At 62.6% G+C, this 17,115-nt stretch carries 15 protein-coding genes; 10 read left to right on the forward strand and 5 right to left on the reverse strand.

Going from position 1 to position 17,115, the window contains the following annotated elements; translation table 11 throughout:
• The first annotated feature begins 174 nt into the window (after nt 1-174).
• Nucleotides 175-1,158, forward strand: a complete 984-nt coding sequence (locus tag BANT918_RS04810) for an LLM class flavin-dependent oxidoreductase (RefSeq protein WP_069599368.1) — start codon at nt 175-177, stop codon at nt 1,156-1,158.
• A gap of 28 nt (nt 1,159-1,186) precedes the next feature.
• Here BANT918_RS04810 and BANT918_RS04815 read toward each other — a convergent pair whose 3' ends face one another.
• Together BANT918_RS04815 and BANT918_RS04820 are read right to left on the reverse strand one after the other, a co-directional pair.
• Complete coding sequence (locus tag BANT918_RS04815; RefSeq protein ID WP_101619165.1) at nt 1,187-2,056, reverse strand: type IV toxin-antitoxin system AbiEi family antitoxin domain-containing protein; 870 nt, start codon at nt 2,054-2,056, stop codon at nt 1,187-1,189.
• A 24-nt stretch (nt 2,057-2,080) separates the two neighbouring features.
• Nucleotides 2,081-3,034 carry a LysR family transcriptional regulator gene (locus tag BANT918_RS04820; protein ID WP_101583884.1) on the reverse strand — a complete coding sequence of 318 codons (954 nt, stop codon included), beginning with the start codon at nt 3,032-3,034 and terminating at the stop codon, nt 2,081-2,083.
• A 77-nt stretch (nt 3,035-3,111) separates the two neighbouring features.
• Here BANT918_RS04820 and BANT918_RS04825 point away from each other — a divergent pair, with 77 nt between their 5' ends.
• Complete coding sequence (locus BANT918_RS04825; RefSeq protein WP_101619166.1) at nt 3,112-4,869, forward strand: FAD-binding protein; 1,758 nt, start codon at nt 3,112-3,114, stop codon at nt 4,867-4,869.
• A gap of 55 nt (nt 4,870-4,924) precedes the next feature.
• Here the strand turns inward: BANT918_RS04825 and BANT918_RS04830 are convergent, their stop codons facing one another.
• A complete protein-coding gene (locus tag BANT918_RS04830) occupies nt 4,925-5,221 on the reverse strand; it encodes a hypothetical protein (protein ID WP_096162434.1) in 297 nt (98 codons plus the stop codon).
• 179 nt (nt 5,222-5,400) lie between these two features.
• Nucleotides 5,401-5,601, reverse strand: a complete 201-nt coding sequence (locus BANT918_RS04835) for a hypothetical protein (protein ID WP_069599371.1) — start codon at nt 5,599-5,601, stop codon at nt 5,401-5,403.
• 30 nt (nt 5,602-5,631) lie between these two features.
• Here BANT918_RS04835 and BANT918_RS04840 point away from each other — a divergent pair, with 30 nt between their 5' ends.
• From BANT918_RS04840 to BANT918_RS04870, 7 genes are all read left to right on the forward strand, one after another.
• Nucleotides 5,632-6,258, forward strand: coding sequence for a hypothetical protein (locus tag BANT918_RS04840; RefSeq protein WP_096162432.1), 627 nt, complete (start codon nt 5,632-5,634; stop codon nt 6,256-6,258).
• Between the two features lie 56 nt (nt 6,259-6,314).
• Nucleotides 6,315-6,986: a GntR family transcriptional regulator gene (locus tag BANT918_RS04845; RefSeq protein ID WP_096158127.1), complete on the forward strand. Its 672-nt coding sequence runs from the start codon at nt 6,315-6,317 to the stop codon at nt 6,984-6,986.
• 38 nt (nt 6,987-7,024) lie between these two features.
• Complete coding sequence (locus tag BANT918_RS04850; RefSeq protein ID WP_233429392.1) at nt 7,025-8,287, forward strand: MFS transporter; 1,263 nt, start codon at nt 7,025-7,027, stop codon at nt 8,285-8,287.
• Nucleotides 8,288-8,373: 86 nt separating this feature from the next.
• Nucleotides 8,374-9,717, forward strand: coding sequence for a replication-associated recombination protein A (locus BANT918_RS04855; protein WP_101619168.1), 1,344 nt, complete (start codon nt 8,374-8,376; stop codon nt 9,715-9,717).
• 88 nt (nt 9,718-9,805) lie between these two features.
• On the forward strand, nt 9,806-11,515 hold the full coding sequence (gene dld, locus BANT918_RS04860) for a D-lactate dehydrogenase (RefSeq protein WP_101619169.1): 1,710 nt from the start codon (nt 9,806-9,808) through the stop codon (nt 11,513-11,515).
• An 87-nt stretch (nt 11,516-11,602) separates the two neighbouring features.
• A complete protein-coding gene (locus BANT918_RS04865) occupies nt 11,603-12,727 on the forward strand; it encodes an epoxide hydrolase family protein (RefSeq protein ID WP_096162427.1) in 1,125 nt (374 codons plus the stop codon).
• A gap of 247 nt (nt 12,728-12,974) precedes the next feature.
• Nucleotides 12,975-14,162 (forward strand): Cmx/CmrA family chloramphenicol efflux MFS transporter, encoded by a 1,188-nt coding sequence (locus BANT918_RS04870; protein WP_101619170.1) that lies wholly within the window; start codon nt 12,975-12,977, stop codon nt 14,160-14,162.
• 83 nt (nt 14,163-14,245) lie between these two features.
• Here the strand turns inward: BANT918_RS04870 and BANT918_RS04875 are convergent, their stop codons facing one another.
• Nucleotides 14,246-15,484, reverse strand: a complete 1,239-nt coding sequence (locus BANT918_RS04875; protein ID WP_101619249.1) for an MFS transporter — start codon at nt 15,482-15,484, stop codon at nt 14,246-14,248.
• Nucleotides 15,485-15,729: 245 nt separating this feature from the next.
• Here BANT918_RS04875 and BANT918_RS04880 point away from each other — a divergent pair, with 245 nt between their 5' ends.
• Nucleotides 15,730-16,776: an LCP family protein gene (locus BANT918_RS04880; protein WP_101619171.1), complete on the forward strand. Its 1,047-nt coding sequence runs from the start codon at nt 15,730-15,732 to the stop codon at nt 16,774-16,776.
• Nucleotides 16,777-17,115: the final 339 nt, after the last annotated feature.

The raw sequence follows: 17,115 nt of genomic DNA on the forward strand, positions 1-17,115 counted from the left end.
CAATCTACTTGCCTATTCCGGAGTGAACGGTCACAGAGGCACGGGAAGCGCTAAGCCGCACGGACCAGCAACGTGACTACAACGGGACAGCAGAGTCGGAATAGAACTACGTCGAGCCGCTGTTGTCCCTGGTAACTGATCTTTCTACTTTCTCGAACGAAGGGCCGCATCGCTTTGTCCGTTCCACTGAATATTCTCGACCTCGTCCCCATCCGCGAAGGATCTACCGCCAGCGAAGCCATCGACACCTCGATGCAGGCCGCACGCCTGGCCGATGAGCTCGGCTACAGCCGTCTGTGGTTCGCCGAGCACCACAACACCATGGGACTGGCCGCGAGCGCGACGGCGCTGCTGATCTCCCAAGCCGCGTCGGTGACCGAGAAGATCCGTGTGGGGTCAGGCGGAGTGATGCTGCCCAACCATGCACCGCTCATGGTCGCCGAGCAGTACGGAACACTGGCCAACATTCACGGCGATCGCATCGATCTGGGGTTGGGCCGCGCGCCTGGCACCGATGGAATGACAGCGCAGGCGCTCAGCCGTTCCTCGGCTGAACCGCAGTCGTTTGCCCAGAACATCTATGACATGCAGGGCTGGTTCAGCTCCGAGGGCAAGGCTCACACGATGCCGATCGAATCCGCTGTTTCTGTCGGAACCGAGGTCCCCATCTGGGTGCTGGGGTCGACGACGAACGGTGCCGCGATCGCCGGTCAGCTGGGGCTGCCGTTCTCGCTGGCCTCACACTTCGCACCCGACCAGATCGATGCCGCGATCCGCGTCTACCGCGAATCCTTCACCACCGAGGCTCCCACCGCACAGATCGACAAGCCCTACGTCATGGCTGGGATCAATGTGCTGGTGGCCGAGACAGACGAAGAGGCTGAGCGCGAGTTCACGACAGTGAAGCAGATGTTTGCCGACATCGGCCGCGGTCGCCGCCGTCATCTCCAGCCGCCCGTCGACCCGAGTGAACTCGCCGGTGGCGGTGAGAGCCCGATGCTTCGAATCAGCGCGGTCGGTTCACCTGAGACCGCAACCCGTCAACTGTCGGAGTTCGTCGAGCGCACCGGCGCCGACGAGCTCATCACCGTCACCTACGCCTACGAACCTGCAACGGCCGAGCGTTCCCTCAAGCTGCTCGCTGACGCCTGGTTCTGAAGCGGTTCGAAACTGGCGGTCTCAACCATCAGCGATCCCCTCGTTGGGCACCCTTCGGATTGTCGAGGGGTGCCTGTGCCAGGGGACGGAATTCCTCCAGGCTCGCCTGTTTCGCAATGTCGGCCATCGCTTTTTTGAAGGCTGGTGATGATGGCGGATTCAGCACTAGGTGGGGCAGTTGCGGGCGGAATGAGTCCATCAGCGGTTTGAGCGGACCAGAGAGCATTGAAGCTACAACGCTGCGTTCGAACTCGACGGAGTCCGACATAAGAAACCGAACGAAGTCTGATCCGTTCTCGTAGCCATTTCGGTGGGCAAGGGGATCGAGGAGTGCACGCAGCCGGTCAAAGTCGACCTTGCCGAATGTAGTGTCTCCGAACGCGTCGGCGACTAGCGAGAGATCTTCGTGAGAGTCAATGAGATCTGCGATCGTTCTCTCTATCGTTGTGCACGGCAGACCCTCAACTATGGTGATGTCGTCGCTGGTGATCGCGCGTCGCCGGAGACGAACGTCTTCCCTCCTCGTTCGCTTTCGCGAAGTCGACACGAATTCAATCTTGTCGGGAATGAGCTGTCCGATGCCCCACAGTTCTGCGGCAGACCGATGAGTGACTGTGAATCCTGCTGGATCGTCCTCCATGCGTTCGAACGCGAAGCGATGGGGGTCAAGTGACAGCCAGGCCGCTTTAAGTGCTGAATTTTTCCCGAACGCACCCTCGGCGGTGGCGTACACACCATGAGCGAGGCGCTCAATCACACCCTGACCGGCGAGACGACTGAGCGTCAGTCTGGACACGCCCCGACGCAGGGCCTGCTGTGTTGTCAGCATGCCACCTTGCTCGGACGCGAGATCCAGCGCTACAGTTACCATCTTGGACATACACCAATTGTATCTCATATAGATACTTTCGGTGCATATGCCTCACTCCACCAGCCGCACATGCGCAGCCAGACCGGCATCCTCTTCGGCCAGTACCCTCGCGGTCGAGAGGATCGTTGTCTCCATCGCCGAGGCGGCCCTGGTCGGCCGTACGTCCGCTCGGGTGGCGAGGCTGACCGTGCGTGACAGGCTCGGCTCCAGCAGCTGTGCCGAGGTCAGCCGGGGGCGGTCGACGAGGACCATGGCCGGGACGATCGCGACCCCGAGTCCGCGTTCGACGAAGCGCAGCACTGCGTCCATCTCGGCTCCCTCGACGACGATGTTCGGCGCCAGGCCCGCAGCATCGAAAGCCGCCGAGGTGGCTTCGCGCAGATCGTATCCGTGATGGAACAGCACCTGGGGGAGTGCGGCAACGTCCCCCAGAGTCACCGTGTCACCGGGCAGAAACTCAGCACCGCCCCGAGGTGACTCTGCCGCGGCGATGACCACCAGGTCCTCACTGAGCACCCCCTGCATCCGCAGCCGCGGCATCTGCGCACTCGGAGAGTGTGTTCGTGTGATCAAGGCAAGGTCGAGTTCCCCGGCGCCCAGCGCCTCGATGAGTTCCCGCGAGCCTTTCTCCACGAGCTCGAGCTCGACCCCGGGATGCTCATGATGGAAACCGCTGATCGCCTCGGCGACCAAGCTGACGCACAGCGTCGGGGTCGCACCCAGGCGGATGCGACCCTTGCGCAGTCCGGCGAGCTCATCCATGTCACGGCGGACCGCCTCGGCGTCGGCGAGCATTCGTCGGGCGCTCGGCAGTAGAGTCTCGCCCGCGGCGGTGAGACTGATGTGTCCATGGGCGCGATGGAAGAGCTCGGAGCCGAGCTCCTTCTCCAGCGTCGAAATCTGCCGACTCAGCGACGGTTGTGCCAGGTGAAGTGTGGCGGCGGCCTTCGTGAAATGACCGGTGTTGGCGACCTCGACGAAGCTCGCGAGCTGTTCCAAATTCATACCCATAGCGTATCGCTATCGAGTTGAGCGAAACAATGCATTGGACGCATGAAGTGTCCGAGCCTAGCGTGGAATACATGAACTCCACACAGGGAAATGCCCACGCACACGAACACACGATCTCCACCTCGGTGCTGGTCATCGGCACCGGCGGATCCGGCCTGCGCGCCTCGATCGAGGTCGCCGAATCCGGCACCGACGTCCTCGCCGTCGGCAAGCGACCCAAGGACGACGCGCACACCTCGCTGGCCGCCGGCGGCATCAACGCGGCCCTGGCCACGATGGACCCCGACGACTCCTGGCAGCAGCACGCAGCCGACACGATCAAGGAATCCTATGACCTCGCCAACCCCCGCACCGTCGAAATCGTCACCCAGGGAGCCGAACAGGGAATCGCTGACCTGGAGCGATACGGAATGGACTTCGCGAAGGAGGACGACGGTCGGATCTCGCAGCGCTTCTTCGGCGCCCACACCTGGCGTCGCACCGCTTTCGCCGGCGATTACACGGGACTTGAAATCCAGCGCACCCTCATTCATCGTGCCGAGGCCCTGAACGTCCCCATCCTCGACCGCGTCTACATCACCAAACTCCTCGTCGCCGATGGCCGCGTCTTCGGTGCCTTCGGCTTCGACATCGTCGACGGCTCCCGGTACCGCATCCATGCCGACGCGGTCATCCTCGCCGCCGGCGGGCACAACCGGATCTGGCGCCGCACCTCGTCTCGCCGCGACGAGAACACCGGCGACTCCTTCCGACTGGCCGTCGAAGCCGGAGCTCGCCTGCGCGACGCCGAACTCGTCCAGTTCCACCCCTCGGGCATCATCGAACCCGAGAATGCCGCCGGAACCCTGGTCTCCGAGGCTGCCCGCGGTGAGGGCGGCATCCTGCGCAACGGACTGGGGGAGCGGTTCATGGAACGCTACGACCCCGAACGCATGGAACTCTCCACCCGCGACCGCGTGGCCCTGGCCGCCTACACCGAGATCGCAGAGGGCCGCGGCACCGAAAACGGCGGTGTCTGGCTCGACGTCTCTCACCTGCCGCGCGAGACCATCATGAACCGCCTGCCGCGCGTGTTCCAGACGATGATGGAGACGCAGATGCTCGACATCACCCAGTCACCGATCGAGATCGCCCCGACCGCGCACTACTCGATGGGCGGGGTGTGGGTCGACCCAGTCGAGCACAGCACCGACGTCGAGGGACTGTGGGCCATCGGCGAGGCCTCGTCCGGGCTGCACGGGGCCAACCGCCTCGGCGGCAATTCCCTCATCGAGCTCCTCGTCTTCGGTCGTATCGTCGGCCAGTCCGCCATCGCGTACTCGTCTGATCTGGGTGCGCAGGTGCGGTCGCAGTCTGCCATCGCCGAGGCGCGGGCTGAGATCGATGATCTCCTGTCCTCCGAAGGGACGGAGAACGTCCGCGCCCTGCAGCGCGAGATCCGCAACCTCATGACCGAGCACGCCGGCGTCGTCCGTGACGAGGCCGGGCTGCTGGCAGGACTCGAGAAGCTTGCGTCGATCGAGGCGCGCATGAGCGAGGTGGGCATCCACCCCGACATCGCCGGCTACTCCGACCTCTCGCATGCCTTCGATCTCAAGTCTTCGGCACTGGCGGCCCGAGCGACGCTGGAATGCGCGCTTGAGCGTCGCGAGACCCGCGGCTGCCACAACCGCAGCGATTACCCCGAGCAGGATGAGAAGCTGCAGGTCAACCTCGTCTGGTCACCTTCGACCGGGGTTGTGAAGGAGAGCATCCCGGCAGTCGATCCCGAGGTCGCCGAGCTCATGCGCCACGAGGAGATCAGCCAGGTCGGCAAGCTCGTGGAGTGAAGCAGCAGTGGAGTGAGACGGCGTTCCTCGGGCCGCGAGCTCACCGCCAGAGCTGTCAGGCGGTGAGCTCGCGCTTCCAATCCCCGACAAGGCTGATCAGGGTGAAACCTGTGAGGAAGGCCGGGAAAGTGGCTAAGAGCCCGAGCCCAACGATCTCAAGGTTGGTGTCGGCGGTGTCTCTGACGAGAAGAGCTCCGGTCACCGCCAGTGCAGTGGCTCCCCACGCGGTTCCCACGACCGCGCCCGGAACTCGAGGCAATGCCTTCGACAGCATTCCGGTGATGAGGCTGAGGGTGATGGCGCTCCAGATAACTGATTCCACGTTGATCACACCACCGAATGCCCAGCTCATGGGTGCCCGGAAATCTCCTCTGCAATTGTGCTCGACGTTGAGCGCGGAATAGCGCCGAGGACTACAATAACTGACAAGGATCGTTGAGTAAAAAATGTCTCGCATTCTGTATTGACTGCGTTACCGGTATTACCGGCGTTGTCCACAGTGCCTACGAGTTCCGAGTTCTTGAACGACACCTAGACCATGATGTCGAGACAGGCCAGGATCGTCTCATCGGCGAGCACATCGACGGAGACGACCCTGCCATATGCGAACCGGAACCAGTAGATTGCCCGAGGAGCGCCATCGCTCGACACTGAATAGTCCGTGACCGCACCGCTCGATGTCTGATCCTCCGACGAGCCTTCCCAGCGCAGGTCTTCGCTCTGGCCGCCCATGCGAGGGAAGTCGCCGAGGTGTTCCGGTCGATGGCAGCGAGCGCGCCGGATAATCTGAACCTGTGGCTGGAGCTCCTCAGTTTCCCCGGCGCCGATCCGATGGTAGCGATCGACTCAACCTGCATCGGATCCGACGCTGAGGCCCGCAGCCTGATGCGCGCGAGCGATGCATTGCCGACACCGCTCTCTGACACTCGCGCACCGATGAGCGTTGCGGATCTGGGAACCATCACCGCCGAACCGACCGACCCTGTTCCCGGCAGCTCCCGCGCGGAGCTGCTCACCTCACTCGACGACTCAGCCCTCGACGCACTGCTCGAGACGCCCATCGATCCGCTGCTATCGGTGCAGGTCAGGCACCTCGGCGGGGCGCTCGCGCGAGCAACCGACAATCCGCACGGGGCATTGAGTGAACAGTTCAGTGTCTACATGTTCGGACTGCCCGCCACCGAGGAGGCCGCTGAGCCCATCACGAAGAAGCAGGCAGATCTGGCGCGGACTCTGCCGACGACCGGACGCAAGCCCGTGACGTTTCTCAACCCTAGCGAGAGCCTCGCGGATGCACTGCCCGAAGAATTGCTGCTGCGGCTGCGCCGGCTCAAGAATGAGCGGGACCCGGCCGGGATCTTCCGCGGGAACTTCAGCACCTTCGGGTGATAGGTGCATCGATGACTGATGCATCTATCAATGTATGCATCTGATAGAGTGGAGCAATGAAAGACCTGCTGACGCTCCCGTGGGAGACCACCGACGATGCTTCCCCGATCGCTGCGCGGATGGCTGCGTGGGCCGCCCGCGAGATCATCGAGCAGCGCTACGAGCCCGGCCAACTCCTCACCGAGGCTGAGCTCGCCGAGGCTCAGAGGGCCAGTCGCACACCGGCTCGGGAGGCGATGCTCCAACTCGAGCGCTGGAGGCTGGTCCGGCTCGTGCCGAAGAAGGGCGCGATCGTGACCACGGTGACCCGGCAGGAGCGCCGCGACCTGCTTGCGGTGCGCGCCATGTTCGAAACCGACGCCGTCCAGGCATTCACTCTCGACAGCGACTTCGCGCCGCTGGCGGCAGACCTGCGCACGCTCCTCGATCGGCAGCAGAAGGCTCTGGATGCCAGTCATCCACTCGACTTCGCCAGTGCCGACTACGCCTTCCACTCCCGCATCATCCGCAGCGGCGGCAACAGCATTGTCGAGGAGATGCTGACCACGATGGGCCCGCGCTTGGCCCGCCTGACCTACCAAGTGGTCATCGATCAGCCCAGTTCGCTGCACACCCTCTTCGACGAGCATGCCGAGCTCACCGATCTCGCAGAACGCGGTGAGGCCAAGGATTTCGGAAAGGTCGTGCGCGAGCACATTCAGTCCTCCCACTTCCCCGAGAACCAGTGACATCGGAAACCGCAGCACTCAACCCAGAATCGCCAGCAATGACTTCAGAACCCGCAACTGAAACAGCAGACCACCAGATCGCAACGACAATCTCTCACTCCGCAACAACAGTGCCCCAACGCAGAGCTTGGCTTCGCGTCGTCCCCGCAATGTTCCTGCTCGCCTGGGGCGGCAACCACTTCACCCCGCTCGTGCACATGTACGAAGAGGACGGCGGCTACGCGGTCTGGCAGGCGAACCTCCTTCTGGGCATGTACGTCGGGGGACTGATACCGGGACTCCTGGTCGCCTCGGCGCTCTCGGATCGCCGAGGACGCAAGCCGATCCTCGTTGCCGGTATGATCGCCGCAATCGTTGGCAGCGTCCTTCTGGGGCTCGGCTTCGATCTCTTCTGGCTGCTGTGCGTGGGCCGCGTACTCGCCGGGATCGGCGTGGGAGTGGCCATGTCGGTGGGCACGAGCTGGATCAAGGAACTCTCGTCACCACCGTTTGACCACAAGGCCGGAATCACCGCCGGCGCTCGCCGCCCGGCATTGACACTGACTGTGGGATTCGCCATCGGTGCCGCGGTCACCGGCTGCCTGGCGCAGTGGGGACCGATGCCCGAAACGATTCCCTACGCGGTCCACGGGCTGCTGTCCGTCGTGGCGCTGTTCATCGTGTTCACCGCGCCAGAGACCCTGACGAAGGAACGCCGGTCGGCTCAGCACTGGTGGCGGGGCCTGCGGATACCGCTGGTCGGCCATCGCACCTTCATCCGCCTCATCATCCCAGCCGCACCGTGGGTCTTCGCCGCCGCAGGCGTTGCCTATGCGGTCATGCCCGCTCTGGTCCAGGAGGAGTTGGGGGAGTGGACGACCCTGTTCGCGACCGTGCTGACCGTCGTCACCCTGGGCGCCGGCGCACTGGTGCAGAACCTCGTCCCACGCATCAACAGGTGGACGGGCGGACGTGCGCTGGTCGTCGGACTCACGCTCATGACACTCGGCATGGGCCTTGCAGTCGTCGCGGCGCTCGCAGCTGATCCGATCATGGCCTTCGTCGTCGCCATCGTCCTCGGCATCGCCTACGGCATCTGCGTGGTGGCAGGACTCGTCATCGTCCAGGCCATCGCGGAACCGAAGGACCTCGCAGGAATCACCGGCGTCTACTATTCGCTGGCCTACTCCGGATTCCTGCTGCCCACGGTGCTCGCCGCCCTGCTGCCCGTCATGCCCTACAGCATCTCGCTTGGAGCAGTCGCAGTGATCTGTCTGCTCAGCCTCTCCGTAGTGTCGCTGGCGTCGAGGGCTCGCGCTTAACGCCCTTGCGTCCCTCGCGACAGACAGCGGCGCGAACACCATTCGATCAGCCGCGGCAATTAGGCTATGAGAATGGAGGTGACAGTGTGAGCCAAGAACCGCCGTCATTGTTTGAGCCTGACGATGTGGGCCGCCCGCTGGCTGATCGACTGCGCCCGGAGTCCCTTGAAGATGTCATCGGGCAAGATCATCTTCTTGGCGACGACGCACCGATTGGGCGGATGGTCGCCGAGCGCAGACTGGTTTCGATGGTGCTGTGGGGGCCGCCGGGCTGTGGGAAGACAACCATTGCGCGACTGCTGGCCGAACGCACCAACTTAGTCTTCGAGTCGGTCTCAGCCACATTCTCCGGCGTCGCCGAACTCCGCAAAGTCTTCCAAGCAGCAGCCAAACGACGCGAGATCGGTCAGGGCACAATGCTGTTCGTCGACGAGATCCACCGCTTCAACCGCGCCCAGCAGGATTCTTTCCTCCCCTACGTAGAAGACGGCACGGTCGTACTCGTCGGCGCGACCACGGAGAACCCCAGCTTCGAGCTCAACTCCGCACTGCTCTCCCGCTGCCAGGTATTCGTCCTCAAACGCCTCGACGAGGAGGCGCTGACCACGCTCATCAAACGAGCAGAGGAAACCACTGAGAGAGAACTGCCGCTTGATGCGCAGGCACGACATGCCCTGGTGGCAATGGCCGATGGCGACGGTCGCTACCTGCTCAACCTCATCGAGCAGCTCCAAACCGTCAGCGGGACTCTCGACACCTCCGGTCTAGTCGATCTTGTCCAACAGCGTGCGCCGATCTACGACAAGGCGCAAGAGGGGCATTACAACCTCATCTCCGCGCTGCATAAGTCAATGCGCGGCTCAGATCCCGACGCGTCACTGTACTGGTTGGCGCGCATGCTCGAGGGTGGGGAAGATCCCCTCTATATCGCCCGACGGCTGGTCAGATTCGCCAACGAAGACATCGCGATTGCCGACCCGCAAGCCATCCAGCAAGCGCTGGCGGCATGGGACGTGTTCGAACGTCTGGGCTCCCCAGAGGGGGAACTCGCCATCGCCCAAGCCGTCGTCTATCTCGCAACCGCACCGAAGTCCATCGCCGTCTACCGTGGATTCAACGCCGCGAAGAAGCTCGCGAAACAGACCGGGTCTCTCATGCCACCAGCAAATATTCTCAACGCCCCGACGAAGCTGATGAAGAACCTCGGCTACGGGGAGGGTTACGAGTATGACCCGGACAGGCCGGGGGGCTTTTCCGGTGCGAACTACTTTCCCGAGGGCATGGAACCGGAGAAGGTGTACCGACCCACCAGCAACGGTTACGAGCACATCATCGCGAAGCGTCTGACCGAGTGGGATCGGATGCGTGCTGAAAAACGTCAGCACGAAGGTCGCGCCGACAATGACCCGTCAGACGATGGGGACACATGAACAAATAACGGATGGGCGCAGGCGCCATTCCATCCGCAGGCTTGTAGAGTGAACAACGTTCGCATCGATGCAAGAGGAGCTATCAACAATGTTCGGACGACAGCGTCAGCACCAATCACAGGCGGTCAGCGCCTTCATCGACATCATGGGCAGTCGTCATGTGCTCACCTCCGCCCGGGCGACGGAGCCCTTCGCCAAAGGCAATCGCTTCGGCGGCGGCAGTGTGCTCGCGGTCCTCAAGCCGGGCAGCCTTGTCGATATGTGGCGGGCTCTGCAGGTCTGCGTCGATCACGATCTCATCGTCATCCCACAGTCGGCGAACACCGGCCTGACCGGAGGTTCGGGTCCCGGCGATCAGGACTACGATCGTGAGATCATCATCATCTCCACCCTGCGCATCAACCAGATCCATCTCATCAACGATGCTCGTGAGGCCGTGTGTCTGGCCGGATCCACGCTGTACGAACTCGATGACAAGTTGGCACTTCACGGGCGTGAACCCCACTCGGTGATCGGTTCGTCCTCAATCGGTGCTTCGGTCGTCGGCGGCATCGCGAACAACTCCGGCGGCAGTCAGATTCGCAAGGGCCCGGCCTTCACGAAGCACGCGATCTTCGCCCGGGTCGATGACGAGGGCAAGGTCGAACTCGTCAATCACCTGGGCATCAGCCTCGGCGATGATCCGGCCCATATCCTCGACAGACTCCAACGCGGCGAATGGGACGAAGCCGATGTCACGCCGCCCCCGGAAGACAGTCTCGATACCGAATACAGCGAGCACGTCCGCGAAATCACCGATTCTCCTGCCCGCTACAACGCCAACCCGAAGTTCCTCCACGAGGCGTCAGGGTCGGCCGGTAAACTCATGGTCTTCGCCGTGCGCACGCGGACCTTCCCCAAGCAGAAGGATTCGACGACCTTCTACGTGGGCACCAACAGCCCCGCCGAGCTCGAGGCCCTGCGCCGGGCGATCCTGACTTCGGACATGCCGCTGCCGATCTCCGGTGAGTACATGGGACGGCCCTCCTTCGACCTTGCCGAGAAGTACGGCAAGGACACGTTCGTCTCCGTCAAGCACGCCGGCAGCCGCGAACAGATCAAGCTCTTCGCGTTGAAGAACTGGGCGAACGGGGTGTTCGCGAAGCTGCCCTTCTTCGGACAGACCGTTGCCGATTCCATTGCGCAGGGTGCCTTCAGCTTGCTGCCGCAGCAGCTGCCGGACCGCATGCTTGAGTACCGCGATCGCTTTGAACACCATCTGCTCCTCGTCGTCAGCGGCGACCAGAAGCAGAGGACCGAGGAGTTCCTCACGACCTTCTTCGCCGAGGTGGGGCATGACGGTGACTTCTTCATCTGCACTGCCGATGAAGCTCAGTCCGCCATGCTCCACCGCTTCGGTGCCGCCAGTGCCGCCACACGCTACTTCAATCTCCACCGTGACGAGTCCTCGGAGATGATCACCTTCGACGTTGCGCTGACACGCGATGACGAGGATTGGCTCGAGGTGCTGCCAACGGAGATCTCAGACCAGCTGCACATCAGTTCCTATTACGGCCACTTCTTCTGCCACGTCCTCCATCAGGACCATGTGGCGAAGAAGGGTGTTGACCCGGTGGCGTTGAAAAAGCAGATGATGGCGCTGCTCGAGGAACGTGGAGCCGCCGTGCCCGCCGAGCACAACTACGGTCGCCTCTACCAGGTGCCGCCGGAGATGGAAGCCCACTTCAAGGAACTCGACCCCTGCAATGTCTTCAACCCGGGCGTCGGTGAGACCTCGCCGCACAAGAACTGGGGATGACCCTCTGGATGTGAACATTTCGCTTGGTCAGCACCGTCGATATCCAGTCGGCTCAGGATGGATTCGTCACCGGAGTACTGTTTGACCATGACGCGCACACCGGTGATCGAAGTGCATCAGCGAGACTTAGACGATCTGCGGCATCGTCTGCGCCACACCCGCTGGTCTCCGGCCTGGCCCAGTCACGGGTGGAGCGCCGGAACGGACGTGGCGGAACTCCAGAGGCTGTGCAGCTACTGGGCTGACGGTTTCGACTGGTACGCCCAACAGCGAACCATCAACGAACTGCCATGGAGGACCTCAACGATCTCCGGTAGTCCAATCCGCTATCTGCGATTCGATGCGGAGGTCTCCGGTGCCCTCCCGCTCATTCTGACGAATGGCTGGCCGAGCACTGCGCTCGAGCTTGTCGAGTGCGCCAGACGCTTAGCAGAGCCCACGCAATACGGCGGCGAAGCTGCGGACGCATTCACCGTGATCATTCCCGCGCTTCCCGGTTTTCCCTTCTCTCCGCAGCGGCCGGGCCATGACGAACAGAACCACGAGCTCTGGCACACACTGATGCACGAAGAACTCGGATTCGAACGCTACGCCGCCCATGGTGGAGACCTCGGAGCTGGCATCACATCGAGGCTGGCCCAGTCGCATCCGGAGGCGCTGGTGGGCATCCATCTGCTTGCCGTGGCCGCTCCAGCAGACCTTGATTCGAGGACACTGACGACGGCTGAACAAGAATTTGTGGAGGCAGAGCAGGAGTGGGAGGCCGATGAAGGTGCTTACCAGCATCAGCAGCAGACTCGTCCGCTCACGCTGGCTCCAGGCTTGGCCGATTCTCCAACTGGACTGCTCGCTTGGATTCTGGAGAAGTACCGATCGTGGAGCGACTGCGATGGCGATCTGTCCTCGAGGTTCACCGATGACTTCCTGCTCACACAGGCTTCGCTGTATTGGTTCACCAATACGATCGCGAGCTCATTCCGTCCCTACTGGGAGTTCGCCACCGGATGGACCGAGCGAGTCGATTCAGTCTCCGCTCCTACCGCGGTGGCTGTGTTCCCACACGACCTCGCCCAACCACCACGCAGTTGGGCTGAACGCACGTACAACGTTGTCCGATATTCCACGATGCCACGGGGCGGTCATTTTGCGCCTCACGAAGAACCTGAGCTGCTGACGGCAGATATTCGCGACTTCCTCCGTCCTCTGCGCTAGCTGTTGCCGACCAGAAGGCTGGTGCCGTTTCTGGGTGGTGGCGCAGACGGGTACGATGAGCCGTATGGCGAGTCCTGAATCAGACACTCAGGGGCTTTCGGTCACGCCGTCAGCCCCTCACCTCCGCTGAGCCTCTGCTCCTGTTGCTGTCCGCGCTGCTCGCAGCACGACATCCGGGTGTCCTTTGGGCGCTGACCGCGGTGACGAGACGTTCTCTTGTTCGTACTCTCGCTTCGGAGCTATCTCGATGCCTTTCGCTCTCTATCTTCTTGCCCTGGTGGTCTTCGCCATGGGTACTTCCGAATTCATGCTCGCTGGCCTCGTGCCCGACATCTCAACATACTTCGCCGTTTCCGTGGGGACCGCTGGTCTCCTGACATCGGCATTCGCCGCGGGGATGGTGATCGGCGCACCGGTGATGGCTGCGTTCACTCGTCGCCTCCCCGTGAAAGCGACACTCTTGGGCTGCGTACTCGTGTTTGCGCTGTCACATATCGTCGGTGCACTCACGCCGGACTTCACTGTTCTGTTCATCACGCGTGTGATCGCGGCTATCGTCAATGCAGGCTTCTTGGCGGTCGCGCTGGGCGCGGCGACGAAACTCGTGGCACCCGATGCCAAAGGCCGGGCCGTGGCGGTTCTGCTGGCGGGTACCACTGTCGCGACCGTCGCCGGCGTTCCCGCGGGTGCACTGCTGGGTACGGCACTCGGCTGGCAGTCGACGTTCTGGGCGATCGCTCTTCTCTGTGTCCCCGCAGCGATCGGCATTGCCGCAGGCTTCACCACTCGAACCGACGACTCGTCAAGGGAAGAGCCGCCCTCGCCCTCGCCCTCGCTGCGGGCGGAGCTGGCGCAGCTGACCTCCCCGCGCCTTGTCCTGACGATGCTGCTTGCTGCCCTGGTCAATGCCGGGACCTTCGCCACGCTGACCTTCCTCGCGCCGATCGTCACAGACACCGCCGGTTTGAGCCAATGGTGGGTGTCGGTGGCTCTTGTGCTCTTCGGCGTCGGCTCCTTCTTCGGTGTCACCGCTGCGGGACGACTCTCCGATGCTCGACCCCGAATCGTCATCGTGGTGGGCGGCAGCGTTCTTGTGCTCGGGTGGGTCGCGTTGGCGCTCTTCGCGACGAATCCCGCTGCCCTGCTCGGGCTCGTTTTCACTCAGGGCGTGTTGGGGTTCGCTGTCGGGAGCACGCTGATCACGCGAGTGCTCTATGCGGCGCCGGGTGCGCCCACCATGGCTGGTTCTTACGCGACAGCGGCACTCAACGTGGGTGCAGCAACCGGTCCCGTCCTCGCCGCTGCCGCACTCAGCGTGAGGCCTGGCGCGCTCGGGCCTGTGTGGGTGGCCGTCATCGTGACCACAGCCGCATTGCTGCTCGCCGTCGCCCTTCTTCGGCGGATCGCACCCGCCGAGGGGGAAGTCGTGAAGTGACGCACGCAGACTCGCCGTTGACGGTCGAAGGCCGGTGCCGACTCGCACACCTCGGGCTGACTCGCCGGACGATCATCGCGAGACTACTCCTCGATGTTCACCCGCCGGAGGTCCCGGGCTGACCTGACCTCGTGACTCGACCGCTTCGGGTTGAGCAGTTTGAGCAGCGACAGCGCCAAGAGAGCACCGACGATGGCGCAGCCGGCCGGCAGCAGCATCGCCGTCTTCGCATTCGAGGCGTCGATGATGTTGCCGGCGAGGGCCGATCCGAAGGCGACGCCGAAGCCCAGGGAGGTACCCAGCCAGGCGAAGGCCTCGGTCAGGCGCCTCGGCGGTGCCAGCGCTTCGATGACGGAGTTCGCGCCGATGAGGCTCGGGGCGATCGTGAAGCCGACGATGAACAGGATGATCGTGTAGGAGACCATTCCCTGGGCCAGCATCATCGAACACGCGCCGATGGCCAGCAGGGCAACGGTGACGCCGAAACGGTGATGGGTTGCAGAGTTCCAGTTCCTCGACCCGTAGAGCGCACCGGCGATGAGTGAGCCCAGGGCGAAGGCGCTGAGCAGGATGCCGGCCAGGGACTTCACACCCTGCTCGTCGGCGAAGGCCACGGCGATGACGTCGATGGCGCCGAAGTTCACACCCAGGAACACATTGACGATGATGATCGTGAAGATCCCCGGATTGGAGAACACGTGCCCGCGAGCCTCTGTGGTGCGTTCGATCGGCGGGGGCTCGGTCGACTTTTGGATGTAGAGCAGAGCCGAGCCGATCCCGGCGGTGAGCATCGAGAGGATGATGCCTGCCGGGGGGAACACGGCAGTGGCGAGCACGGTGGCGACGACGGGGCCGGTGACGAAGAGCAGCTCATCGGCGACGGACTCCCAGGAGAAGGCGGTCTGCAGCTTTTTCGGCGAATCCACGATGTGTGACCAGCGCGAACGCACCAGCGACCCGACGGAGCCGACAGTGGCACCGCCGATTCCGGCGAAGACGAAGATGAGGCCCACCCACCAGTCTGCGTAGACGGAGACGATGAGCATCGAAAGCGCCACGAGGTGGGTGATGACGATGGGCACCATGACGGTGGCTTGGCCACGACGGTCGACAAGGCGCGCGATCCCGGGGCCGGCAAGAGCTTGGACGATCATGTACACGGCGGCGACGATGCCTGCCAGACCATAGGAGCCGCTGACGCCCTGGATGAACAGAACGATTCCCAGGCCCAGAACTGCGATGGGCATACGTGCAACAAGACCGGCCAAGGAGAACTTGAGAGCACCGGGAAGAGACAGAATTTCCCGATAGTTGTTGAACACCAGCAAAGTCTACCTAGCGCATGAAGCGTCCACTATACGGATACGACGTTGTTACCGGTGAGTCGAGTCACCTCGGCGACGGTCATTCGAGTCGCAGGCGAGCGATCAACCCAGGTCACAGGCAAGACACACCCGCGCACCGGGGCAAGGTGTCCGGGGGAATGTAACAAAAGCTATATAATTGCTGATATTGCAATCCTCTCCCGCCGGCACCCACGCCGCATTGACTGAAACCCGGAGTGCCGATGTCAGACCACAGCAGTTTCGATGATCTGTTCGACAGCCAGGAAGAGCGACCTCAGCGACCCCGCCGCAAGAAGAAGGTGTGGCGCAAGATCCTTGTCGCTCTGCTGGTGATCGTCATCCTCGGCGTGCTCGGTGTAGGCCTCTACCTGTGGAACGTGGGTCGGACCTTCGACAACAACGCGAACAAGCTCACCGACGAGCAGATCTTCGGTACGGAGCGTCCTGACGATCAGAAGGAAGACGGCGGCACGAATATCCTGCTGCTGGGCTCCGATGAGCCGATGGACCAGGTCGACGTCAATGACTCCCGCGGTCTGCGCTCGGACACGATCATGGTCATGCACATCCCGGAGTCCGGATCCAACGTCCAGGTCATGTCGATCCCGCGTGACAGCTGGGTCGACATCGAAGGCCATGGCAAGGCCAAGATCAACTCGGCACTCTCAACCGGTGGCCTGCCCCTGGCCGTGTCGACGATCTCGGACTTCATCGGCACGGAACTCGACCACGTCGCGATCATCGACTTCGAGGGCTTCAAGGCACTGACCGACAGCCTCGGCGGAGTGACCGTGAACTCCGAGCAGGCGTTTGAGAAGAACGGCTACACCTTCACCAAGGGAGAGAACGTCCTCGACGGCGACGAGGCGCTGACCTTCGTGCGCGAACGCAAGTCCTTCCAGGACGGTGACTTCCAGCGCGCCCGCAACCAGCAGGCCTTCATCCGGGGACTGACCAACGAGATTATCTCCGCCGACACCCTGTCGAACCCGAAGAAGATCCAGGACATGGTCAAGAACTTCTCCCCGTACATGTACGTCGACTCCGGTCTCGACGCCCAGTACATCTCCGCCACGGCCTTCGCCATGCGCGACGTCCGCCCCGGCGACATCGAGTTCTTCACCTCCCCAACCGCGGGAGTCGGCACCTCGAGTGACGGTCAGTCGATCGTCAACGTCGACGAAGAGGAACTGAAGAAGGTCCAGGACGCCTACAAGAACGACACTCTCGATGAGTACGTGCAGAACGCCCCGGAGTCGCACCTGTAAACTACTACGGATATCGATAGGGGCTACATAACAGGCTTACCGTTAGCCTTAGTTCGTATTGCAGACGAGTATTGATTAGCACCGGAAGTGAAATACGGTCGAGAGAGGTAACGAGCTAGTTCAATGAATACAGCGCTCCCGACGTCCAAAGACATGCGACAGATCTACTTCAAGCAACAGCGAAAGAAGAATATACTTCCGCAACACGCGGTATTGACCGCGGAGCTAAACGACGAAGTTAGAACCACTCGAGAAGTACTAGAGAAAACGACCGATCCACGACTAACGGTAGTCCTCGAAAAACAGCTACGTCTGCTACTGGAGGAGAAGCGAAAAACA

The organism is Brevibacterium antiquum CNRZ 918 (assembly GCF_900169145.1).
Taxonomy (GTDB): Bacteria; Actinomycetota; Actinomycetes; order Actinomycetales; family Brevibacteriaceae; genus Brevibacterium; species Brevibacterium koreense.